Origin of the sequence: Candidatus Kapaibacterium sp. (assembly GCA_023957315.1) — a bacterium.
GTDB lineage: Bacteria > Bacteroidota > Ignavibacteria > Kapaibacteriales > UBA2268 > PGYU01.
The window spans coordinates 19,018-41,781 of sequence record JAMLHE010000015.1 but is presented as its reverse complement, the minus strand read 5'-3'; the positions used below and the strand labels follow the sequence as shown (position 1 = coordinate 41,781).

At 38.1% G+C, this 22,764-nt stretch carries 22 protein-coding genes; 6 read left to right on the top strand and 16 right to left on the bottom strand.

All coding sequences use genetic code 11. From position 1 onward, the window contains the following. Positions 1–18: 18 nt before the first annotated feature. Positions 19–1,869: a bifunctional homocysteine S-methyltransferase/methylenetetrahydrofolate reductase gene (locus M9949_12835; GenBank protein ID MCO5252285.1), complete on the top strand. Its 1,851-nt coding sequence runs from the start codon at positions 19–21 to the stop codon at positions 1,867–1,869. On the opposite strand, the gene M9949_12830 is transcribed toward M9949_12835, so the two are convergent. The 9 genes from M9949_12830 to panB all read right to left on the bottom strand — a co-directional run bounded on the left by M9949_12830 (position 1,866) and on the right by panB (position 9,159). Then, positions 1,866–2,744: an endonuclease/exonuclease/phosphatase family protein gene (locus tag M9949_12830; protein MCO5252284.1), complete on the bottom strand. Its 879-nt coding sequence runs from the start codon at positions 2,742–2,744 to the stop codon at positions 1,866–1,868. The genes M9949_12835 and M9949_12830 overlap by 4 nt on opposite strands. Beyond that, positions 2,744–3,646 (bottom strand): proline dehydrogenase family protein, encoded by a 903-nt coding sequence (locus tag M9949_12825; GenBank protein MCO5252283.1) that lies wholly within the window; start codon positions 3,644–3,646, stop codon positions 2,744–2,746. Before M9949_12825 ends, M9949_12830 begins: the two co-directional genes overlap by 1 nt. Positions 3,647–3,738: 92 nt before the next feature. After that, complete coding sequence (tmk, locus tag M9949_12820) at positions 3,739–4,350, bottom strand: dTMP kinase (GenBank protein ID MCO5252282.1); 612 nt, start codon at positions 4,348–4,350, stop codon at positions 3,739–3,741. A 6-nt stretch (positions 4,351–4,356) separates the two neighbouring features. Further along, complete coding sequence (gene rsmI, locus M9949_12815; protein MCO5252281.1) at positions 4,357–5,046, bottom strand: 16S rRNA (cytidine(1402)-2'-O)-methyltransferase; 690 nt, start codon at positions 5,044–5,046, stop codon at positions 4,357–4,359. Next, complete coding sequence (tadA, locus tag M9949_12810; protein ID MCO5252280.1) at positions 5,047–5,490, bottom strand: tRNA adenosine(34) deaminase TadA; 444 nt, start codon at positions 5,488–5,490, stop codon at positions 5,047–5,049. It lies immediately after the preceding gene. A 29-nt stretch (positions 5,491–5,519) separates the two neighbouring features. After that, the gene (locus tag M9949_12805; GenBank protein MCO5252279.1) at positions 5,520–6,686 is read right to left on the bottom strand and encodes a methionine aminotransferase; all 1,167 of its coding nucleotides are present in this window, start codon (positions 6,684–6,686) and stop codon (positions 5,520–5,522) included. Positions 6,687–6,811: 125 nt separating this feature from the next. Continuing rightward, positions 6,812–7,837, bottom strand: a complete 1,026-nt coding sequence (locus tag M9949_12800) for a hypothetical protein (GenBank protein ID MCO5252278.1) — start codon at positions 7,835–7,837, stop codon at positions 6,812–6,814. Positions 7,838–7,936: 99 nt separating this feature from the next. Then, positions 7,937–8,332 (bottom strand): hypothetical protein, encoded by a 396-nt coding sequence (locus M9949_12795; protein ID MCO5252277.1) that lies wholly within the window; start codon positions 8,330–8,332, stop codon positions 7,937–7,939. Continuing rightward, positions 8,332–9,159 carry a 3-methyl-2-oxobutanoate hydroxymethyltransferase gene (gene panB / locus M9949_12790; protein MCO5252276.1) on the bottom strand — a complete coding sequence of 276 codons (828 nt, stop codon included), beginning with the start codon at positions 9,157–9,159 and terminating at the stop codon, positions 8,332–8,334. Before panB ends, M9949_12795 begins: the two co-directional genes overlap by 1 nt. A gap of 80 nt (positions 9,160–9,239) precedes the next feature. On the opposite strand from panB, the gene M9949_12785 reads away from it, so the two are divergent. Next, complete coding sequence (locus tag M9949_12785; protein MCO5252275.1) at positions 9,240–10,364, top strand: 4-phosphoerythronate dehydrogenase; 1,125 nt, start codon at positions 9,240–9,242, stop codon at positions 10,362–10,364. Here the strand turns inward: M9949_12785 and M9949_12780 are convergent. The 3 genes from M9949_12780 to M9949_12770 are packed head-to-tail and all read right to left on the bottom strand — an operon-like array spanning position 10,323 to position 12,372. Beyond that, complete coding sequence (locus M9949_12780; protein ID MCO5252274.1) at positions 10,323–10,937, bottom strand: hypothetical protein; 615 nt, start codon at positions 10,935–10,937, stop codon at positions 10,323–10,325. The two genes, M9949_12785 and M9949_12780, sit on opposite strands and share 42 nt — an antisense overlap. Next, entirely contained in the window at positions 10,934–11,545 is a 612-nt protein-coding gene (locus tag M9949_12775; GenBank protein MCO5252273.1) for an outer membrane lipoprotein carrier protein LolA, read from the bottom strand. Before M9949_12775 ends, M9949_12780 begins: the two co-directional genes overlap by 4 nt. Continuing rightward, entirely contained in the window at positions 11,542–12,372 is an 831-nt protein-coding gene (locus M9949_12770; GenBank protein MCO5252272.1) for a DUF3108 domain-containing protein, read from the bottom strand. The genes M9949_12775 and M9949_12770 overlap by 4 nt, the downstream gene beginning before the upstream one ends. An 85-nt stretch (positions 12,373–12,457) precedes the next feature. Here M9949_12770 and M9949_12765 point away from each other — a divergent pair, with 85 nt between their 5' ends. Continuing rightward, positions 12,458–13,348: a dipeptidase gene (locus M9949_12765; GenBank protein MCO5252271.1), complete on the top strand. Its 891-nt coding sequence runs from the start codon at positions 12,458–12,460 to the stop codon at positions 13,346–13,348. Positions 13,349–13,503: 155 nt separating this feature from the next. On the opposite strand, the gene M9949_12760 is transcribed toward M9949_12765, so the two are convergent. The 3 genes from M9949_12760 to M9949_12750 form a co-directional block, all read right to left on the bottom strand. Beyond that, a complete protein-coding gene (locus tag M9949_12760) occupies positions 13,504–14,760 on the bottom strand; it encodes a T9SS type A sorting domain-containing protein (GenBank protein ID MCO5252270.1) in 1,257 nt (418 codons plus the stop codon). A gap of 461 nt (positions 14,761–15,221) precedes the next feature. After that, positions 15,222–16,517, bottom strand: coding sequence for an ABC transporter permease (locus M9949_12755; GenBank protein MCO5252269.1), 1,296 nt, complete (start codon positions 16,515–16,517; stop codon positions 15,222–15,224). After that, on the bottom strand, positions 16,507–17,439 hold the full coding sequence (locus M9949_12750; GenBank protein ID MCO5252268.1) for an ATP-binding cassette domain-containing protein: 933 nt from the start codon (positions 17,437–17,439) through the stop codon (positions 16,507–16,509). Before M9949_12750 ends, M9949_12755 begins: the two co-directional genes overlap by 11 nt. 239 nt (positions 17,440–17,678) lie before the next feature. Here M9949_12750 and M9949_12745 point away from each other — a divergent pair, with 239 nt between their 5' ends. From M9949_12745 to M9949_12735, 3 genes are all read left to right on the top strand, one after another. Next, on the top strand, positions 17,679–18,116 hold the full coding sequence (locus M9949_12745) for a CBS domain-containing protein (protein ID MCO5252267.1): 438 nt from the start codon (positions 17,679–17,681) through the stop codon (positions 18,114–18,116). A gap of 462 nt (positions 18,117–18,578) precedes the next feature. Continuing rightward, positions 18,579–18,965: a hypothetical protein gene (locus M9949_12740; protein MCO5252266.1), complete on the top strand. Its 387-nt coding sequence runs from the start codon at positions 18,579–18,581 to the stop codon at positions 18,963–18,965. 50 nt (positions 18,966–19,015) lie between these two features. Next, the gene (locus M9949_12735; GenBank protein MCO5252265.1) at positions 19,016–20,887 is read left to right on the top strand and encodes a hypothetical protein; all 1,872 of its coding nucleotides are present in this window, start codon (positions 19,016–19,018) and stop codon (positions 20,885–20,887) included. Positions 20,888–21,032: 145 nt separating this feature from the next. Here M9949_12735 and M9949_12730 read toward each other — a convergent pair whose 3' ends face one another. Then, on the bottom strand, positions 21,033–22,733 hold the full coding sequence (locus tag M9949_12730; protein ID MCO5252264.1) for a T9SS type A sorting domain-containing protein: 1,701 nt from the start codon (positions 22,731–22,733) through the stop codon (positions 21,033–21,035). Positions 22,734–22,764 lie beyond the last annotated feature (31 nt).

The window sequence follows — 22,764 nt, the reverse complement described above, 5'->3', positions numbered from 1 at the left end:
TTCCAATAAGAATTGAATATGTTAGATAGAGAAACAATATTAGATAGAATTCGGAACAGTGTGCTATTATTCGATGGCGGATTTGGCACCGAACTGTATAATCGGGGAGTGTTCATCAACCGTTGCTATGATGAGGTCAACCTCACTAATCCGACCTTGGTGAAGCAAATTCATGAAGATTACAAACGTGCCGGTGCAGACGTCATTCAGACGAATACTTTCGGTGCAAATAGATATAAATTAGCGAAATTTCAGTTAGCAGATAAATTATACACAATCAACTTTGAAGGCGCCAGGCTTGCAAGAGCTGTAGCGGAAGATGACATCAACGTGGCGGGTTCTATCGGTCCATTAGGCATCAAAATTGAACCGCTCGGACCAACTTCTCGCGAAGAAGCAAAATTAGCCTTTACTGAGCAAATTGAAGCTCTGCTCGCAGGTGGGGTGGACATGCTAATTTTCGAGACTTTCATCTATCCTGAAGAATTACAAATTGCTACTGAAGCTGCTCGTGAAATTTGTGATTTGCCGATTATCGCAGAAATGACCATTGATGAAGACGGCACATCTCTGACCGGTGCTGAACCTGAGTTCATCATCAAGCAAATGGAATTGCTCAAAGCTGATGCAATCGGAGTAAATTCGACCGTCGGACCGCAAGTCATGCTCAAATGGCTCGAAACTGTTCGCCCGTTGACCAAAATGCCACTTTCAGTTATGCCATCGGCAGGTAAGCCCAAAAATATTGACGGTAGAAATCTATATCTTACCTCGCCTGAATATATGGGCGAATACGCAAAACATTTCATCCAAGCAGGAGCAAATGTTATCGGCGGCTGTGTAGGTACAGGACCAGAGCATATCAAACGTATGCGGAATATGCTCAATGCTATCAAACCGGAAATCAGCAAACGAAAATTTGAATTTCTCGAAATCAAACGCCCTGATGATGTTGTGACAATCGAATCACCGGACAAATCCAGATTTGCCAGACGACTGAGTGCCGGGCATTTTGTGACTTCGGTGGAGCTTTTGCCTCCTCACGGACTTGGTTCCAAAGCCGTGATTGACAAAGCTCGCGAATTGTTTTATCACGGTATAGATTGCATCAATATTCCCGATGGTCCGCGTGCAAGTGCGAGAATGTCGGCAATGTCATTGGCAGTGCAAATCCAAAATATTGTCGGAATCGAAACGATTCTTCATTATGTTTGCAGAGACCGAAATGTAATCGGCATCCAATCCGATTTGCTTGGCTCATATGCTTTGGGCTTGAAAAATATTCTTGCAATTACGGGAGACCCACCCAAATTAGGCAATTACCCCGATGCTACTGCAGTTTTCGATGTTGATTCAATAGGTTTAGTCAATATTATAAACAGATTGAATCACGGGCTCGACATTGCGGGAAATCCAATTGGCGAACCTACGGGATATTTCTGTGGTGTCGGCGCCAATCCCGGTGCTGTGAATCTTGAAGAAGAATTAGCTCGTCTTGACTGGAAAATCAATGCCGGAGCGGAATATATCATCACTCAGCCTGTATTCGATTTGAATGTGTTCGAGAATTTTCTTGATAGAATAAAACATGTTGATATTCCTGTGATTGCAGGGCTCTGGCCCCTGACTTCCATCAGAAATGCCGAATTCATGAACAACGAAATTCCTGGATGCGACGTACCCGATAAAATTTTGGGTAGATTACGCAAGCATCAGGATTCTAAAGAAGATTCATTGAAAGAAGGAATTGAAATCGCTCGCGAAACGCTCGAAATCATGAAAGACTACATTGCCGGTGTGCAGATTTCCGCACCTTTCGGTCGCGTACAGAGCGTTATCAACGTACTCGACGGGATTCAGCTATACTAATCGTTGTCGGGCGTTTCGATTTCAAATGATACCAAAACCGGACAGTGGTCAGAAATCATTACTGCTTGATGTTCCCAATGACTTTGGAATATATCGTAAACAAATTCTGAGCCTTCGACGTATCTGTTTTTTGCACTTTTGTTTGCAACTATATGGTCAATCAAGTCCCATCGTGGATTTTTGCAACTGCCCATATCTTGAGTAAGAAAAGAAAATTCGCCATCATGCACTAATTGCTCTAAGTTTCGCATATTAGCACGATTCGGGTTGTCGTTAAAATCGCCAATAATAATGATGTCTTGCTCTGTTCCTGATGTAACGAGTGAATCAGCCCATTTTCTGAGAGCTTTCGATTGAAGTTGGCGTAATTGGAAGCTTTCGGCTCTTAATTCGGGTGTATTGTCAAATGAAGATGTCGCTTTGAAATGCACAACCATCATATGAAAATCGAAGTTCTTTTTTCGCACTTTTACCCAAAGACCCGGGCGTGTTTTGTTTTCCTTTACTGCCAGTGGCTGATAATTGCTTACAAACCTGACGTCAATATTTTTGCGGAAAATTATAGCCGGATTCTGTATCCAGCCCGTATTGCCCATCACATAGCTGAAATCCGGCAAATGAACCATAAGTTTGAGCAATGCCTTTTCATTTTCGATTTCTTGCACACCAATTAAGTCGGCATCCAACTTTTCAATGACTTCGGCAATGCGTAAGTAATCTGACTCCTCACGCATTTTCTTGTCATCTATACCATCGCCGAGCCATTCAATGTTGAATGTAGCAATCCGAATTGTTTCAAATTCATATTTTGCAGGCTTAGAACTGCAAGAAAATACAAACAAAAGCGACAAAGCGAAAAATATTCTATTTATCATTAGTTTTGATTTAGTCCGAAAATTGATTTTACTATATGACCTACCATTTGTGGATTTTCTTTTAAGCGGCGTGACGAATATCCATACCAATCATGTCCGAACGGTATATAAATACGAACTCTATGACCTTGTTTGAGCAATTCGTCGCGACGATTTTCTCTAACTCCAAGTAACATTTGGAATTCGTATTCATCACGATTGAGCTTCTTTTCGGCAACTTTTTTTAATCCGTACTGAATCAATGCTTCATCATGAGTTGCAATCCCGACGTAAAGCCCATTATCTAACATTAGGTCGAGCAAATTCTTGAAATTAGTCCTGATTTCCTCGTAACCCTTGTAAGCGATTGATTCCGCTTCGTTATATATGCCTTTGCAAAGTCTGATGCTCGGTTTGTATTCAAGTAATGCAGTCACATCATCCATACTGCGTCTCATATAGGCTTGGATAACGAATCCAACGTTATCGAAGCCTTCATCCCGAAGTTTTTTATAAACTTCCAATGTTGCGGTTGTATGTGGTGAATTTTCCATGTCTAAACGAACAAAAATACCTTTCGATTTGGCGATACTTATAATTTCTCTGATATTGCTCATTCCGAAATCGAAATCCAGCCCGAGACCCAATGAAGTTGGCTTCACGGAAAGGTAAGTGTCGAGTGCATTGGCTTGTACGGCATCCAATACCTCAATACTCATGTTTTTCTCGAGTGTGGCTCTGCCTTTGTCAGTTACAAATTCGCCCAGAACATCAATTGTGCTTGAGCCGTTTATTTTCATTAATTCTTGAGTTACAGTGACTGCATCTTTGAGTTCAGGTCCGGCAATATACTTCTTAGCAAACAAATAGATGATTGATTTTGGGATAAAAGGCATAGTTTTGATTATTATCTGATTCAGCATAAAAGTTCCAATGTTAAATGACAATTATTAATTTACAAAAATAATCAAAATACAAGTACCAAAATATATGTGATGAATGTATTCATAAAACTTTATTTGTTGTGGGATTTCACTTCAATAAACGACACGATTTTCCTATGTGTTTCTTCAATATCTCCCGTAGCGTCAATTATCACAAATCTTTCAGGTTCGGTTTGTGCAATTGCATCGAAACCCTCAAGTACACGTTGGAAAAATTCGCGTCCGGCTCTTTCCATTCTATCCGGCTTTTTATGTGCCGAACGTTCCAACGATTCATCTAAAGACAATTTTAGGTAGAATGTCACATCAGGCTTGATACCGAAAGTTGCTATTTTGTGGCAATTTAGCACATCGTCGAGATTTAACTCTCTGCCATAACCTTGGTATGCGGTTGTCGAATCGTAGAATCTATCGCAAAGCACATAGAACCCATTTTTCAGAGCAGGAATTATAACTTGTTGGGTGAGATTTGCTCGTGCAGCTTCGAAAAGCAATAATTCGGAAACGGGATTGATTTCGATATCTTTGTTTAGCAAAATCTCTCTGATTAATTCCGAAAAAGCCGTACCGCCGGGCTCACGTATTATGACAGTTTTATTGCCGCAAGATTCGATATAATCCTGCAAAAGTTTAATTTGTGTGCTTTTGCCACTGCCGTCTATTCCCTCAAATGTTATAAACATATTTTCCTATTTTTGATTTTTCCCATCTATCAAAATAACAAATTCTCCCTTAAATTCCGAAAGATTTTCAAAATCTTCCAATGCTTTTTGTGTAGTGGTTCTTACGTAAGTTTCGTGAATTTTGCTGATTTCCTTGGCTATTACTATCTTCCGGTCATCATCGAATATTTCTTTGATTTCCTTCAGCAATCTTGGCAATCGGTGAGGAGATTCGTAAAATACTGAAGTTAAAAGTGAATTTTTCATATTCTCGAGAAATGTTTTGCGACCTTTTTTTTGGGGAATAAAGCCAAAAAATGAAAATCCGTGTACTGCCAAGCCGGAAGCAGCAATTGCCGGAACAAATGCTGTTGCTCCCGGGAGCGAGACAATTTTGCAACCGGATTCGATAGCTTTTTGAACTAATCTATAACCCGGGTCTGAAATTAAAGGTGTGCCCGCGTCACTGACAAGGGCAACAGATTTGCCTTCCGAGATGATTTTAGCGACTTCCTCTGCTTTTTGGATTTCATTATGGTCATGGTACGAAATTAATTTTTTGCCTGAAATATTTAATAATTTCAACAAAATCCCGGTATGTCTTGTGTCTTCGCAAGCAATGAAATCTACAGATTCTAATGTCTTGACTGCTCTGATAGTGATGTCATCGAGGTTGCCTATTGGCGTTGGGACTATATACAGTGCAGTTTCAAACATTTAATGGTCCTTTTGAATACGTAATTGCTCGAAGAAATCTCTTATTAACTTTGCACAAACTTCAGACATAATACCGCCAATTACTTCTACTTTATGGTTTAAATGTGGTTCGGCAGGTATTGAGAACAGGCTTCCACATGCTCCCATTTTGGTGTCCTCAGCGCCATATACAATGCGTTTCAATCGTGCAAGAACAATTGCTCCCGTGCACATTACGCAGGGCTCTAAAGTTACATACAATGTACTGTCGTAAACAAATTTTGCTCCAATATTTTCCGAGGCTTCACGCAAGGCAATGATTTCGGCATGTAAAGTCGGGTCGCCCAATTTTTCAACCATATTATAGCCCGTGCCGATAATTTCTTCATTCCGCACAACAATTGCTCCCACAGGCACATCTCCGTGGCTGATAGCTTTCCGAGCTTGTTCCAATGCTAATAACATATATTTGTGGTGCACACTTTTCATTTTTTCTATGATTTTATAGCATTGATTAAATTTTCAGCACCTTTAATCAAAGTTTCATCCTTTTTCGCAAAGCACAGCCTGAGCAGCGTAGCGCCTTCGGAAGACTTGGAATAAAAAACTGATGGGGGAATTACTGCTACTCCAAATTCGGAAACTAATCTCATTGCTGCGTCTACATCGCCGTCAAATTTTTTGGGTACATCAATCATCATGAAATAACTTCCTTCAGGTAAGTACGGGTTGTATTCTGTGCCTTTCAGTGCATTGAACAACAAATCTCTTTTGCTCTGGTATAATGCACGAAAATCCGGCAAATATGTGTCAAGTGTGCCGAATGCATCCGCCATAGCATGTTGAGCAGGTGTATTTACGGCGAATGTTGTCCATTGATGCACTTTCCTAATAGCATCAGTCAACTCTTTTGCGGCACAAACGTAGCCTACTTTCCAACCTGTTGAACCGAATGTTTTGCCGGTGGACGAAATTGTGATGCAACGCTCTTTCATACCGTCGAGCGTTGCTATAGGAACATGTTTGACCGCATCGAATGTCAAAAATTCATAAACTTCATCACTGACAACCAGCAAATCATGCTTGATGGCAATCTTGGCAATTATCTCCAATTCTTCTCGCGAAAATACTTTACCTGTCGGGTTGTGGGGTGTATTTAATACTATCAATTTAGTTTTCGGCGTAATTGAATTTTCTAATTCATCTTGAGAAAATGAGAAATCGGGTTTGTGCAAAGTTACAAATTTCGGAATACCTCCGGCTAAAATTACATCTGCATAATGAGCATCATAGTATGGCTCAAATAAAATAGCTTCGTCTCCCGGATTCAAGAAAGCCTGCATTACGCAATACAACCCTTCTGTGGCTCCTGCTGTTATAGTTATTTCAGTATCAGGATTATACAATATACCGTAATGATTACTATTCACCTCGCTTATGACATCTCTTAGCGATTTGATTCCGGGACTTGGAGCATACTGATTTTTGCCTTCTTTCATAGCTCGGTAAGCACTTTCAAATATCATCGCATAGCCATCAAAATCCGGAAATCCCTGACCAAGATTGACTGCATTTTTCTCGAAAGCTAATTTGCTCATCGTTGTAAAAATAGATTCACCCATCGTAGAAATTCTTTCGGAACTAACTTTTTTAAGCATCATTTCAACTTTAATTTTGATTTAATAGTGACTACAAATGTAAGAATAAATGCGTTTTGATTTAGGAAAATATAAAAGAGCTGCCTCACATTAGAGACAGCTCTTTTGAAAAAAAATTTCAATTCTATTTAGTCAAATTTGAATGATTGAACAGATTTTTCAAATGGAGGCAAGAAATCAGCCTCTTCATCGGTAAACCAGTTGATAACTACTCTATAAAGTTTATCTCCGCTGATAGCAAACCAAACTTTCCCTTTCACTTTGCCGGCTGGTTTATAATCAATTCTGAATGCTTCTTTACCACCAAGTGTTGTTTTTTGAGGAGTCCCATTGCCAAAGAATTTCCTGTTTTCTTCAACAATTTCTTTCAGTTTATTGTTTTTTGAAGCATCAAAAGTTTCAATTTTGATGAAAGAATCGCCTCTGCGTTTACCTAAAAAGCTCCATGATTTCAATGCACCGGCAGATTTGCCAATATTTTCGGCACCAAAATTATCAGGAATACCTATTGAAAATCCGTCGCCGGAACGTACTGCAAGAGTCAATGAAGGTGGTTCGGCTTCTTCGGTTTGGAATACTGTGTCAGTTGTTTGGCGTGGTGTTTCGGCTAATTGCAAGGATGCAATGATTTCATCGAATTTGTCTTTATAAACTTCATAAGAGCCTGCAAATGTCTCAAAAGTCAATACTGTTGCACGTCCACCATCTTTAGTAGCAAAAATCATCAGCCCGTTAAACATTCCGTCTTCCAATTCAAACGAGTAAGATAGCTTTTTACCTTCAACTCCGCCAACAGTTGTGTTGGCAGTTTCGTACAAAGATGGGTCAAATATCTTAGAACCTGCAATAACACTATCTAAATTCCTTGTGCTATCAAGTGCTACTACAACCACATCCATTTTGGCTCCCGGGAATCCCTGCGAATCATATTGGTTGAAACGGCGGCGAACTTGGTCATGTGAAAAAGCTACGAAGCGGGCTCCTGCAACACTTTGATGATTCCAATTTGAAGGGTAGAGCACCGAAAATTTAGTTGCCGGGTCTGAATATGTTTTCAATTCCCCAATCTCGACCGGTTTCGGTCCTTGGTCGCAACTTGCAAGTATCAATATTGATATCAATGCAGTAAAAAAAATGGCATGAAAATTTTTCATCGAACATCTCCTGAATTTTTCCGTTTTACAAAATACGTTTTCAAAATATTACTTTGATTAAACACAAATATAATATCTATTTTGATTTGGAAAAATAAATCAGTTGTTTTTTGCACCTTCATCTACCCAAGTTCGCATTCCGGTCAGATGATTTTGGTTGATTCTTGAACGTTCATAATATTGGAAATGGGTCTGTTTTTCCTCGAGAATCTGTATCAATTGGCTTTGTTCGGCATTTCCGGGTATAACAAGACCGGGTACTTTCATCATTTCGAAATAGTCGTTCAAAACTATTCCTCCTGCTGCGGATTGACCATGGCACCCGACAAATGCACAGGTGAACCGCAAAAACGGCTCAACTTGGTGCAAATAACTCACATCTTTTTCGGCAAAAACTATGTCGTCCAAATTTGTCAGAGCGTTGCTATTGCAGGCATACAACAAAATGAGTGATGAAATCATAATTACAACGACACTATAGATTTTGTTTCTCATTAATAACTCTCCTTTTCATTGGGGAACTTTGAATTCCTGATGTCATCGGAATAATGTCCGACAGCTTTTTTCATTATTTCGTTCAAATTTGAGTATCTTCGTACAAATCGCGGATTGAAGTCTATAGTAATACCAAGCATATCCGTATAGACTAAGATTTGCCCGTCGCAATGAGGTCCGGCGCCTATTCCGATAGTCGGAATTGATAGTGAATCTGTAATTCTTTTACCGAGTTCGGCAGGGATTTTTTCTAAAACGATTGCAAATGCTCCTGCTTCTTGAAGCGAATGGGCATCATTGTAGATTTGATTTGCTTCTTCAGCGTTAGTACCTCTGGCTCGATATGAACCGTATTGATTGATGCTTTGAGGAGTCAGCCCCAAATGCCCCATTACGGGTATTCCGGCTTCCGTCATTCGCGATATTGCTTCAGTCACATTGCGGCAGCCTTCCAATTTGACGGCATTACATCCGGTTTCTTTCATGATTTTGCCAGCATTTGTAAATGCTTCATTAGCTGAAACTTGATAGCTCATAAAAGGCATATCCGCAACTATTAATGCGCGTTCTGTCCCATTTACGACAGCTTTTGTGTGATATATCGTGTCTTGGAGCGTTACCGATAGAGTTGTTTCGTGACCTTGAACAATATTGCCCAATGAGTCGCCAACCAACATCAAATCAATACCTGCTTCATCAAAAATTTTCGCAATAGTCGCATCATAAGCTGTCAGACAAGCTATTTTGATGCCCAACTTCTTCATTTCTTTTAGTCTAAGCGTCGTTACTTTTCTTTTTTCAAAATCGTAATGCGGAACTATACTCATTATCAATCTTTGTTTAGTTTTTTTGTAAAATTATCATTCTTTTGTACTACAAACTTAATTCAATTTAGAATAAAGATTATATGCTTAAGAAAGATTCAATTGTAATTGACGAAAATATCCCAATTATTGATGTAATTTTGTCCGATTATCATAATGTCACCAAAGTTTCGGGTCGTGAGATTTCTAATCAATTGCTGAAATCAACTGATGCAAATTGTTTGATATGCCGCTCTCAGACAAAGGTGACTGAAAATTTGCTCGACGGAACAAAAGTTAATTTCGTGGCTACAGCTACATCCGGTTCGGACCATATTGATACAAACTTTCTCGCACAAAAGGGCATCACTTTCAATTCTGCTATCGGCTCGAATGCTACTTCCGTAGCCGAATATGTCATCTTTTCCATTTTGCATTGGGCAAAAATCAATCAAATATCTCTGCAAAATAAAAGGCTCGGTATTGTTGGTTTCGGGAACATCGGCAAAAGATTAGCGGACTTTGCTGAGCAAATCGGGCTAAAAATCATTGTCAATGACCCACCGCTTCGCAAATCCGGCTTTAGTTTCCCGGAAAATTTGTCATATTGCGAAATCGAAGATTTATTCAATACATGCGACATAATCACAAATCATGTACCTCTGACCAAAAATTGTGAATTCGCCACAGCAAATTTGATAAATTCAGATTTGATTGCTAAAATTCGGAGTAATTCGCTTTTTGTTCATACTTCTCGCGGTGGAATTGTGGATGAGGCAGCATTGAAAGCAATTCAAGCCGAACATAGCATAAATTTCGTGATTGACGTTTGGAATTCGGAGCCAAATTTCGATTCCGTTCTTGCTCAAAAATGTTTGATAGCCACTCCACATATAGCAGGTTACTCGTTCGACGGGAAATTGAATGGTGCTTTGATGATGATAAATGCACTATCATTGCATACGGGTATAAAATATGATTTGAAACTGTTAGACGAAGCAATTTCGCATGAAAGCAAAATCGCGATTGAAAAACTGAATGAAAACGAGCTTTATGAGAAGCTGAACGAGAGTAGAGCTTTTTTGAGAGATAATGAAATCTTTGCAAAAACATTTGCAGGCGATTTATCAGGGAAGGCTCAAATGTTTGATGAAATAAGAAGAAAATATCCTGTCCGACGAGAATTACTAATTTCCGCTTTTGATGAACCGGCAATCAGCCAGGGGTAAGTAAATCGAATTTGGGTATTTGTCGCTCAATTCCTTGAAAAAAACAGATGCTTTTTGCTCTTTGTTCAATGCGCAATTGACATGACCAAGCCTGATTAAAGTTCTCTCGAAAATTGTATCAGGTGTCAATGCGGAATTATATAGCAGAAGCAAGTTCCGTTCGGCTTCCGCAAAATTATTTTTGACCACAAGGCATTCGCTAATATAAAAAATAGCTTCAAAATATAGTGAGTCCTTTGGGTCTAAAGTTTCACGGTATTGGGCGAACATGTCGCAAGAGGCATCATACTTTTTCTGGTCGAACAGCTTAACGGCTTGGTTGAATTCTCTGTCAAGATTTCGTTCGATTTTGCTTTCTTTCAATTCTGTAGCTACAGTGACCGGAGGCAATTCTACTACGGTTGTATCTGAAAATCGCGGACGAGGTTTGTTCACTTCCGTTGCGAGTAGTTCAGACGATTGTGGAGATTTTTTGGGTGCTTTGCCTACTGCAGAACTTCTCACAGGCGAACATGCCCATGAAGTAATTGCAAAAAAAGCTATAATCAAAAAAAAAGTATAAATAGTTCTCATCGTATGTCAATCATTTCAATTTTGTCATCAGCTTCAAATATGAAAGTATTATCGGCTATTTCGGGGTTAATCTTGAGTTTGCTGATTAACCAAGTTTCGACTACGTAGTTGTTAGTCAATGTTACTTCCGCTATCATTCTGCTATCGGGGAAGTATGCAATTTCAATTTTGCGATTAGGGTCTGCGGTCGAGACCAAATCAAGAAGCATCAATTTATTTCCCGCAGAATTTGTCGAACTTGATAATCCAATAGGCTTATGAGTATCGAGCATAGAAAAGAAGATAGTTTCGATTGAATTTTCATCGCCATGAGATTCAAAATTGCTTACGATTACGTTATTTTCGTCTTGTGAGTAATTCCAAACAGTTTTACCGTCGCATCGAATTGTTCGATTCCCGAATTGCAATTTGAATTTATTTCCGCGTTTGGCAATCAAAGAGCCATGAATATTAGGATTGTCTTGATTTGCAAAATTGAATGAAACGGTTTTGATGTTCCCGTAAATTTTCTTGATTGCATTGAATTCAGCATCGGCATTAGATTTTGCGTCAACCATTCCAAATAATACTGTAAAAATTGAAATTAATATGATTGTGTACTTTTTCATTGTTTAGCCTTTAGAGGACCTCGAAGTCCTGAATATCGTGATAATTTTGCCTCAACATATCCAATTGGGATTTTTGTGGCTACTTTGACGGGTATTTTTCGGTCGTCATCAGATAGCCATACTAAGATATTGCCCTCGCTTTTGAATAAGCCACCTTCGGTTACCATCGGCTCAATTACGATACATTTGAACGTTCCGGCATCAACCTTAATTGTTTCTCTGCCCAGAATTTTAACTCCTAAAGAGTATGTAGTGTCATCCCAAAAATTTTGTAGATAAAATATTGAATCTTTCGGCATATTCGACAAATTCAATGTACGAACGTAAAAGAACGCAGATACTATATCGTGAGTATAGTCCGGTACATTGTAGGTCTTCTCTTTAACTTTGACCTGATTGGTAGCTTGTTCAAAAACTGCTCTGAAATCTCTACGATAGTTACCCTCACGGATTCGTTGTTCAAATTCCCATGGGAAAATGCCACTGACATCGAGTACAGTCCTGTATTGGTCTCTCACTCTGTAGAGCCAATCCAAACTTGGCATAGATTGAACCTGAAAGCGTATGTCGTATGCTTCTCTACCATGTCGATAAATTGGTTTGGGCTGAATGTGGAAATATCCGGTTCCGGCAGTGATAAATTTGTACCCGACATTGTACTCGAGCTTTTCACCATATCCGTAAGCCTCATTGGTATGGTGACGGAACTTAGTTTTCCTATTGTCACTGGCTTTACTTACAAACATCGGCAATGCAAAAAGTACAAGCAACAAGACAATTGACAGCCCGTAAATTTGTTTAGATTCTATTTTTATTCTTAATTTCATTGTTTCATTTTTTATTTATCTAAAAATAATCATTAAATTGAGTATTATCAAATGTTAATTTATAAAAATATGACGGACTATTAATATGAAAGTTGCTGATGCTCATTGTGATACTTTAACCAAATTCCCCGATAACCCGTTCCATTCTGATTTAGCGAGCTGGAACCTTGAAAAATTTGCCAAATCGAACGGTGTATTGCAATATTTCGCTATTTTCACGCCCGACATTTTCTCGGGCGACTCGGCTCTTCGATTCGCCTTTGAATCCGTTGGCAACTTCATTGCTAAAAATCAAAATGAAGTAATTTGGTTGAAATCACCGTCCAATTACGACGAAAATAGAATCAATGTCTTGCTTTCGCTCGAAGGCGCCGGTCCTATTATCAACAATATTAACAATTTGTACGCATTTTACGAACTTGGAATTCGGGCAATGGGGCTGACTTGGAATCATCGCAATTATGTTGCTGACGGCATTGATACGGACTTTGGACTGACACCTTTCGGGATTGAAGTGATTAATGAAATGGAACGAATCAAAATGATTATTGATGTTTCCCATCTCAACGAAAACGGTTTCGATGATGTAGTCAAACACACCAATAAAGCTTTCATTGCATCTCATTCCAATGCTCGCACGATGCACGACCATAGACGTAATTTGCATGATGACCAAATTCGCGAAATTATCTCGCGTAAGGGCTTCATTGGGCTGAATTTCTATAACGAATTTGTTGCCCAAAGTGATGTTCAGATTACTTTTTACAAGCATATTGAACATTTCTTGAAATTGGGGGCTGAAGACGTGCTCGGAATGGGTGCAGATTTTGATGGCATTCCAATTGGAGTATATCCCGATGCTTTGTCATATGTGGAAATTGCCGAAAACATGATGAATGAAATGCAGTTAGACAGGCAATTAGTCGAAAAAATTATGCACCGCAACTTGGTTGATTACACTTTGAGAATGATTTGAGGAAGTAATGAGGTTCGATTGTGGAAGATTTCAATTTTTCAAACCATTAAAATGGTTATTAATTTCCTTATCAATTCCGTTTCCCCACGGTTGAAACCGTGGGCTATGTCTTTCTCCCTCGCCTTCGGAGAGGGTCGGGGTGAGGTTTCTTTGTTCTAATTCACCAACCAAAATTTAGCTACATATTCCTTACCACCATCCTTAATATGGAAAAAGTATGTGCCACTTTGGAGTTTTATGGGAATTCGTAACTCACCTATTGATGGATTCAAATTCATATTGCGAAGAACTCTCCCGTTTATATCAGTTATACTGCAATTGATTTGATTTGTTTCAAATGTATAATTTCGGATACTCAATGTATTATTGAGATATTCAATCGTAAACGAGTTTGGTATTTCGGGAGCTATGCTTGCACCAGATAGTATTTTTTCAAAGTCAAAACAATGGATATAAACTCTCAACACAATAAGTGATTTCATAAATGCATTATATTCTGCAAGTCCTGTAAAATCATTCCTCTTATAAATAGTTGAATTATTGTTTAAATTGATAATTTCAAAATTTTGTTGATTGTCTTCATCACTCCCAACAGCGATAAAATCATTAGCAATAAAACCAAAACCCATAACACCATTCAATATGTTATCACTACTGTAGTGCTTATAAAGACTATAATCATCTGTTTTGAAAATATACAAATCGCCCCAATACACCTGAAACCCTACCAATTTTGAATCGGGTGAGAATTTGATTGAATTGACCGGGTTGAAATACTCAAATTCGCCTAATACTCTTATTGGCTCGAGAGTTTCAGCATCCCATAATACTAATCGGGTATAATCTCTGTCCGAATTGTCAATATATTTACCTCCTGTTGCAACAAATCTGCCGTCAGGAGATACATTTATGTTCCATGCTGAGGTTTGCTCTAAAGGGCTTAGACTAAATCTATATCCTCCAGTTTCAATGTTGTATGTAGCTAATTTTGTGTTGAAGTCATTACCAACCTTCAGTAGAACATCATAAATAAGCGTTTTACTGTCCGGCATGAATCTCGGAGATGAATTTTCTTTTGTAAATCGTGCAATGACTTCTTCTGTCTCATAATCAATAACACATCTTTGGTCAGTAAGTGCAGAGATGTATTTTCCGTCAGGGCTTATGTCATAAAAGACAGCAGGATAAGGAAACTCTCTGATAATCTTACCTGTGTTGCCGTCAAGTTCAAATTCTGTACTTCCAATTCCAGCAAGTATGTTTCCATTCGGATGTACAAGAAATCGGTGAAATCCATCTTTCCAAGTCGTATCCGATACCCACAAAAGATTAGGGTCAGGTTCAGGCTCTTGAGCCAGTGTAGAGTTGCAATACAGCATTGCAACAGCGAATAACAAAAATGCTCTTTTCATAAAATTCTCCCTGAAATACATTTTCCGTATATATATACTATGACACATGAAAGTGCAATTTATCTCAAAATTAGGGAAAAAATTTGGGAAATTGGAGAAAAAAAAATACAATCCACCCCGTCTGCTTCGCAGCCACCTCTCAAGTGGGGAATTTAAGTCGTAGGCACAGAACAGCGTTCTGTCCAATTATGGTCATTCTGAGCCGAAGGCGAAGAATCCATGTATTTAACTAAAGCTTGATTCTTCGCTTCGCTCAGAATGACAGCTATTTTGTAGAGACACGGCGCGCCGTGTCCCTACTTTGTCAATATTGTCGTTTAGAATGTCAATTTAGTTGTCTTGAATGTCAATCAGGGATGATTGACCTACTATCTTGTAAACTTTTAATCATGTTCAAAACAATAAAAAACATCGGATTCAATTTGAGTCCGATGCTTTGTATTTTAGAAAAAAATAAAAAATTATTTTGCTAATTTAAACCACTTTACCATATCCTTGAATGTTGGCTTTTTGCCATACATAAGGATTCCCACTCGATAAATTTTCGCTGCAAAGTAAAGACAAGCGAAAAATGTAGCTGCCAACAAAACGACCGAAAGTGCTATCTGCCAAATTGGTACGCTTGTAGCCGCAATTCGTGCTATCATCAAAATAGGTGTGAAGAATGGTATCAGCGACAACACTACCGCCAATGTTCCATCCGGATTGGACATCACATTTGCAATGAACATAATCGGAATTATTATCGGCAATGTTACAGGTATTTGTAATTGTGCTGCGTCCGACTCTTGGTCAACTGCCGAACCCACCGCCGCAAACAATGTGGAATAAATGAAATATCCCGCAAGGAAATAAAACAAAAATGCAACAATCAGCCATGGTGAAATCGAAATATTGTTCAACATCTCAATCATAGCGTTTTGCTCTTGCATTTCAGCACCCGCTGTTGCCATATCAGGTGTGCCCATAAATCCGGCTGCAATCGAACCACCGAATGCAACAAAAACACCCATCAGCACTATCCAAAACAATACTTGAGTAAGCCCGACCGCCCCGATACCTATGACTTTGCCCATCATTATTTCAAAGGGTTTTACCGACGAAGCCAGAACTTCCACGATTCTGTTGGCTTTTTCTTCGATTACACCACGCATTACAAAGGCACCGTAAGTAAACATCAAACCGTATATCACAAATCCCATTACGTAGCCCATAATCGCAAATACCTGCGAATAATCGTCTTTTGTACCTTCTTGGGTTACTTTCATCGTTGATAGCGATATTCCGCGATTGACAAGTGCTTTGACGCTTGCGTCAGCCCCGATTTCGTCCAATCTCAAATTGACTATGATGTCTTTGGTATTTCGTTCAATCAAAGTCACAAAACCCAAACCACCGCCACCACTTGTATAAACAGTAGCTGCCCCTTTTTCCGCAAAATCCTTGGGCATAACCAAGTATCCGTCAATTTCGCCGGATAACACTTTTTCGTTTAATTCAGCTTCGGTCAAATCGGTCAAGAAAAACTTCGATGTGTCACGCTCTACGAGCATAGCGCCGATTCTTTCGGTGTAATCAACGATTGCTAGTTTTTTGGTAGTTTGGTCGGCAGACATAACAGCAACCAAAATTATAATTCCATATATTACAATTATGGCAACCGGAGCCAATATTGTACCTATAATAAAGCCTTTTGACTTGATTTTGGACAAATACTCGTGCTTAATAATTGTGCCTATTTTGCTTTTAGTTTTCATTTGTTGCCTCCTTTGTACCTAACTTTTGTTTTGCTACTTCCGTTATGAATATCTCATGTAAACTTGGTTGAACTTTCTCGAATCTAATAATGTCAATTTTATTCACGAGGTCTTTCAAAATCTCAGATGCTTTGGGAGAATTGGCGCCTAATCTGAATTCAACTCTATGATTTGACCTATCGGTGATTCTAATATCAGGAATATCATTTATAACGGAAGAATCGCCGTCAAATTCGATTATTACAGTGTCTTCGCCATAGCGGGCTTTGATTTCACTAACCTTGCCATCCACAATGATTTTGCCCTTGTTGATGATTACAATATCATCGCAAAGTTGCTCTACTTGGCTCATCACATGCGTTGAAAGTATTATCGTTTTCCCGCGTGATTTCATATCGAGAATTATTGATTTGAGCATCTCGGTATTAATCGGGTCAAATCCTGAAAACGGTTCATCAAGAATCAGAATTTTTGGGTCATGCAAAATCGTCGCAATGAATTGTACTTTTTGTTGCATACCCTTGGATAGCTCTTGGATTTTTTTATTTTCCCAACCTCCGGCGCCTAATTTCACAAGCCATTCCATAGCTGTATGTTCGGCATCTTTCGCATTGACTCCCTTCAGTTGAGCGAAATACTTGAGTTGCTCAATAACTTTCAATTTCTTGTAAAGCCCGCGCTCTTCCGGTAAATATCCGATTAGCGATTGAGTATCGTAACCATTGTTCAAGCCGTCAATTGTAATTTTGCCCTCATCCGGAATGATTATATTGGTAATCATTCTGATAGTGGTAGTTTTCCCGGCTCCGTTGGGTCCCAACAAGCCGAAAATCGTACCCTGAGCGACATCGAAACTAACGCCGTCAACGGCTGTATAGTCCCCGAATGTCTTCTTTATAGAGTTAATATTTATGATGCCCATATATTCCCTGAATATTTGTTCAAATTCTTTATCTCATTTGTCTGTTTGCACACTTCATAAATACGAAAAACTCTTTGCTCTGTTTCATTTATACAAAATTAATATATATTAATCAATAATTCACATTAAAAATCACTATAAAGTAAAAAAATCACAAAATAAACAATATTATGATACACTATCACAATAAATAATTCGTTCAACAATTTGTATTCACAATATTATTTATGGTGGGAAACATGAAAGCTAAAGATATTCTTAAAATTAAAGGTCCCGAAGTTATCACTATCGGTGCCAATCGTACATTGCCTGAGGCAATTGAAACACTTACTAAAAACAATATTGGCGTTTTGCTAGTAATAAATGAAGAAGGCAAATTGACCGGTATAATTAGTGAGCGTGATATAATCCGAGCAATTGGCAGCAATTTCGACACGTTTTCTGATATCAAAGTAAGCGACATCATGACGCGAAAAATCATATACGCTGATGCCGACGACCCCATTGAATACTTAGAAACTATCATGACAAACAACAGAATTCGACATATTCCTATAATGCACAACAAAGTTCTCGTCGGATTAGTTTCTATCGGCGACGTTGTCAAGCATATGTTGACCGATGTAATCGCCGATAACAAATACATGTTCGACATGATAAGCGGCAATGTGAAGTAGGGGAGAAGCGGGATAACTACACTTGCGTGGTTTTTGCTATTCATCCGATGACTTGGATTCAACAGATGAATTATCTATAACAAAATTGCTACACCTGAAAGCTTGGAGTCATCGGATGAATTAATCATACAGATGTGCCCAGCCTCCTAATTCTTCATAATATTCAGGACAGCTTTTAGGGAAATTTTGACGCTAACTACAGATCTTTAATCTTTCACTTTATTTGCTTGGAAATTTCACCTGCAAATTGCTTTATATGATTGCTACGATTCTCTACAAATGTAGCTTTTGCCGGTTTGAATAAATTACAATGAAGCATTTATGCTCATTGCTTTGACCTCTCACAATTTAATTCAAGCTTGTGCGATTTTTTTCAAGATTTTTTGCATAATTTTGTAAAAATTAATCAAGTTTATGATTCAAGTAATCAACTAAATCAGACTTTTTAGTTAGATTTGAATTATGGTCAAAAGCACAGCAAAAATATTACTGAGTATAACACTGGTTTTCGCTTACTTAAGCGGAACCAACCACTACTTTGTATTTTATATAACATTTCAGCTTAATCATGATTTTATTATAGAGCAGCTTTGTATCGAACGTGATAATGAAATCAATACATGCCAAGGTTGCTGCCAACAAGAAAAATTTATGGAGCAGGAAACCGAAAATCAATTTGATGATATTGCTCCGGTTTTTCCTGAACATAGCTTAGCAATCCACTTAATCAAAGATGATTTTCAACATATTCAGTTGCTTGTCATGAGTAAATTAGAGCATGTTGAAAATATTTATCCTTTATGCCAAACCATCTATTCTCCCGAAAGTCCTCCACCCGAAATTAGTTAAATACATACACAAATTATTTTTAACTTTTTTCATTCATTATAGGACATATCATGAAAAGATATTTATTCTTAATTTTTATATTTCAATGTTGTTCATTTACATATACATTTGGCTTAGATTCATTAAAGAAATTCCAATCAGAACCGTTGGAAGTAACAGCATATAAAAATATTCCGACCGGTGAAACCACGATATATGGTACGGATTATAATAGTGATTTTTTAACACGGAACGGCAATTTTCTAATCCGTCGAGGCATGAACTTTACTCAAGATATTTATTCCGACGGATTTCGTCGTGGAGATATCAAAGTAACAATTGATGGCGAACAATATCATACAGCCTGTCCGAATAGAATGGATTCACCTGCAAGCCGTATCAACCCGCTTGAAATGGAGTCAGTAGAAATTACAAAATCGAGCAGTCAACAAGGCGCAGGTTTATATGGCAAAATTGATTACCACCGTAAAAGTTATGACGAAAACTTTAGGTTGGGAGCTTATTTATCAGGCAATACCATGGCTCAACAAGACGTTGACGCCAGTGCCTCTATTAGTGCTTACAAGCAAGGGCTGATAATCAGATATTCCGGCGGGAATCCTTATGTTGATGGAAACGGGAACTCATTCAAGGATTTATACAATTACAAGGATAATTTCACATACAATAACCTATCCCTCAGTTTTCGAGGCGAGTCTCGTGATTTCTATTACGGTGTTTCGTATAATAGTTTGAACGATTTATCCTTTCCATACTTGCAAATGGACGAAATTAGCAGCAAGGTGCTCAGTGGCTTTTTTTCATTCAAAGAGCATAAACTTTACTATAATCATACTGACCATTTGATGGATAATACCTTTCGCAATTCTCCTATGTTCATGTCGTCTGAAGCAAAGAATACTACTATTGGTTTGATTGGAAAATTCTATGAATTCACGTTCAGAAATTGGGATGCTGATAACCGTATATCATCTATGCAAGGTGAGATGCCGTTGGAATTACGTAATAATATGCTGCCTGATATCAATCAGATTTATGCAGGAGTCAATTACGATTATGATATCAATTCTATAAAGATATCAGGTCGTTTATCATCAGTATATTTCTCGATTGGCAATAAAGATGTCATGGATTTTTATTCAACTTTATACCCTGATGCAAAGGACAATCGAATATTCATGACTGGTGGACTCAACGTCATGTATTCCACCGACATTAGTCAAGATATTCGGTTTGCAGCTAATGCTGAAGCCGCTCTCGAGTCACCGGAAGCCGAGCAATTATTTATTAGCGTAAGAAGATTAATGAAAAGCCCTAACTGGTCTGGTAATCCAACATTAGCACAACCTGTAAAATTTGGAATTAGAAGTATTTTCGATAGCGATTATTTCAGATTAGAAGGATTTTATAATCATATCAATAACTACGTTTACATTAATTCGACAATGATAGGAGATAAACCATACCAGACTTTCGATAATATTGATGCCTTAATAGCAGGAGTAAATTTAGCTGTTAAATATCAATTTTTCGAATCTTCATTATCCTATGTCTATGGCGAAAATTTGAGTTCCAAAACTTCATTATCCGAGATTGTACCGCTAAGTATTGCAAACAAAATAACATTCCCTGAATTCTATGGCGTCAAGACTTGGATCTCTCATAAGTATGAGAATGTGCAATTCAGAGTTGACAATACTTTGAATGAAATTCCTACTGAAGCATGGAATTCGTTTGGAGTGGGTTTGATGTTCAATCTAAATAGTTTTTGGATTAGATTAGATATTGACAATTTGCTCGACCATAGGTACTCACGATATTTGTCTTTTGCACGAAATCCTTTCTCAAGCGGCAACAGAGTATTTGAACCCGGAAGGACATTAAGGTTGAGTTTGATATTCGATAAGTTATTTGGTGAGTAAAATGAAAACGGGGCTTTGTTCAAAAAACAAACCCCGTTTAATTTATATTAGAACCGAATATTTGAAGATGTCTTCGTAAGATAATTTTTGAATCTCCCGAATTGTTTAGATAATTCGAAATCAATTTTGTAGCTATCACAGCCTCCTAATTCTTCATCAGTTTTAGGACGGCTTTTTTGTTGTCGGATTCCAATATCATTAGATAAAATCCAGGCGGAACGTCAAGATTCATGATGATTGATTTGGAGTGATAATAATCGCCTGAAAATACTTCTTCTCCGGTCAAAGTGATGATTTTAACTTCGCAAGACTCGAAAACGTTTTCAAATTCAAGCGTAACGAAATCTGTCATTGGGTTGGGGAAAATGCCAATATCAAATCCAAAATTGCTTTCCAAAACACTGAGAGTGGTTTGCGAGACCTTTTGCACAAAGACATCTGTAAATAATAATGGTTCAAGTTCAAATTTATTTTCGCCCGGATCGAAATCCGTTTTCCCTTGATAATACCCGGCTGTGACGATATTCCACTCCGAATCAATCAATATTCCCCGTGGTAAAATTGAATTGGTGCTCTCGACATATGATGTCCACATTATGTTGCCATTCGAATACATTACTAAGTTGAACATAGAATTTCCACCCATTACGGTATTTAGGTCGTGTCTCCCGGTAGCTTCAAAACTTAGTGAATTATTGAATACTCCTGCTACATAGATATTATCGAACTCATCAGTGGTAATAACTTGTGCGAATTCATTGCCCGCTCCACCCCAAGTCTGTACCCAAATCAGTTCGCCACCGGAAGTTAATTTGCTGACAAAAATATCCCTTTGCCCCCTAGAGCTTTTTAGGAGTTCATTATCACCCGGGTCAAAGTCAGTACTCCCATCAAAATATCCCGCTAATAGCAAATTATCGTCCGAATCAATAACCATATCGAAAGAAGAGTTCAAATCTTCGGAATAGAGGCTCTTGGCATATTCAAAATCGCCCGAAGCATCCAACTTAAGCAGATACGTGTTGTACATACTACCTGATTCAAGATAGAATGTTTCTAAATTCGGGTCGAAATCAACTTTACCTTTGAAAACACCGCTTAGATAAATATTATTTTTTGAATCTGTAGCAATTGTATTATTTGAAGTAAAATCTAATTCCAATTGCTTTACCCATTGAACTTCAAAATCTTGGTTCCATTTAGCTACAAAGTTATTGTATGATTTTTCAGACTTGACAATATACTCGTCAGGTCCCGGGTCGAAATCAAATTCGCCGTTAAATGTTCCTGTCATAATAAGATTGTACGCATCATCGTATGTGACGCTGAAAATATGTTTGTCGGCTTGTCCGGCGAGTTGTTTAACCCAAATAAAATTACCATCAGGGTCTAACTTCAATATGAAAATATTTTGCCCAAAACTTGAATTTAACTCATGTGGATTCTCATCAGTACCGAAATTGACATCATCGTTGAAAGTGCCAATAATATAGACATTGCCTTCATTATCAAGTAGAATTTTATGGGAATACTCGTTAAATATGCCACCATAACTTTTCGTCCATAACAAATTGCCGTCTTTGTCCAATTTTGCAACAAAAAAATCAAATTTTCCATTTGAAGTCAAATCGAATGATTCATTGCCGGCGCCAAATTCCATGGTAAGCATGTAAATACCGGTCAGATAAACATTATCTGCATCATCAATAGCAAAACTTGTGAAATAATCATTATCATAGCCGCCAAAAGATTTAGCCCATTTGAAAACAGGACTAATTGCGTTTGCATTGACAATGCTGAAACAAAGCAATAAAAATGCACATATTTTCAGGCGGGTAGTTCTCATAATCATAATTTCCTAAATGTATTCATTACCA

Coding starts and splice junctions, on each gene's coding strand:
- M9949_12830 (MCO5252284.1), bottom strand. CDS start 2,744: ATGATAAATAGAATATTTTTCGCTTTGTCGCTTTTGTTTGTATTTTCT.
- M9949_12730 (MCO5252264.1), bottom strand. CDS start 22,733: ATGAGAACTACCCGCCTGAAAATATGTGCATTTTTATTGCTTTGTTTC.
- M9949_12785 (MCO5252275.1), top strand. CDS start 9,240: ATGCTTAAGAAAGATTCAATTGTAATTGACGAAAATATCCCAATTATT.
- tadA (MCO5252280.1), bottom strand. CDS start 5,490: ATGTTATTAGCATTGGAACAAGCTCGGAAAGCTATCAGCCACGGAGAT.
- M9949_12755 (MCO5252269.1), bottom strand. CDS start 16,517: ATGAAAACTAAAAGCAAAATAGGCACAATTATTAAGCACGAGTATTTG.
- M9949_12735 (MCO5252265.1), top strand. CDS start 19,016: ATGAAAAGATATTTATTCTTAATTTTTATATTTCAATGTTGTTCATTT.
- M9949_12780 (MCO5252274.1), bottom strand. CDS start 10,937: ATGAGAACTATTTATACTTTTTTTTTGATTATAGCTTTTTTTGCAATT.
- M9949_12740 (MCO5252266.1), top strand. CDS start 18,579: ATGGTCAAAAGCACAGCAAAAATATTACTGAGTATAACACTGGTTTTC.
- M9949_12775 (MCO5252273.1), bottom strand. CDS start 11,545: ATGAAAAAGTACACAATCATATTAATTTCAATTTTTACAGTATTATTT.
- M9949_12770 (MCO5252272.1), bottom strand. CDS start 12,372: ATGAAATTAAGAATAAAAATAGAATCTAAACAAATTTACGGGCTGTCA.
- M9949_12795 (MCO5252277.1), bottom strand. CDS start 8,332: ATGAGAAACAAAATCTATAGTGTCGTTGTAATTATGATTTCATCACTC.
- M9949_12800 (MCO5252278.1), bottom strand. CDS start 7,837: ATGAAAAATTTTCATGCCATTTTTTTTACTGCATTGATATCAATATTG.
- M9949_12805 (MCO5252279.1), bottom strand. CDS start 6,686: ATGATGCTTAAAAAAGTTAGTTCCGAAAGAATTTCTACGATGGGTGAA.
- M9949_12765 (MCO5252271.1), top strand. CDS start 12,458: ATGAAAGTTGCTGATGCTCATTGTGATACTTTAACCAAATTCCCCGAT.
- M9949_12745 (MCO5252267.1), top strand. CDS start 17,679: ATGAAAGCTAAAGATATTCTTAAAATTAAAGGTCCCGAAGTTATCACT.
- tmk (MCO5252282.1), bottom strand. CDS start 4,350: ATGTTTATAACATTTGAGGGAATAGACGGCAGTGGCAAAAGCACACAA.
- M9949_12825 (MCO5252283.1), bottom strand. CDS start 3,646: ATGCTGAATCAGATAATAATCAAAACTATGCCTTTTATCCCAAAATCA.
- rsmI (MCO5252281.1), bottom strand. CDS start 5,046: ATGTTTGAAACTGCACTGTATATAGTCCCAACGCCAATAGGCAACCTC.
- M9949_12750 (MCO5252268.1), bottom strand. CDS start 17,439: ATGGGCATCATAAATATTAACTCTATAAAGAAGACATTCGGGGACTAT.
- M9949_12835 (MCO5252285.1), top strand. CDS start 19: ATGTTAGATAGAGAAACAATATTAGATAGAATTCGGAACAGTGTGCTA.
- panB (MCO5252276.1), bottom strand. CDS start 9,159: ATGAGTATAGTTCCGCATTACGATTTTGAAAAAAGAAAAGTAACGACG.
- M9949_12760 (MCO5252270.1), bottom strand. CDS start 14,760: ATGAAAAGAGCATTTTTGTTATTCGCTGTTGCAATGCTGTATTGCAAC.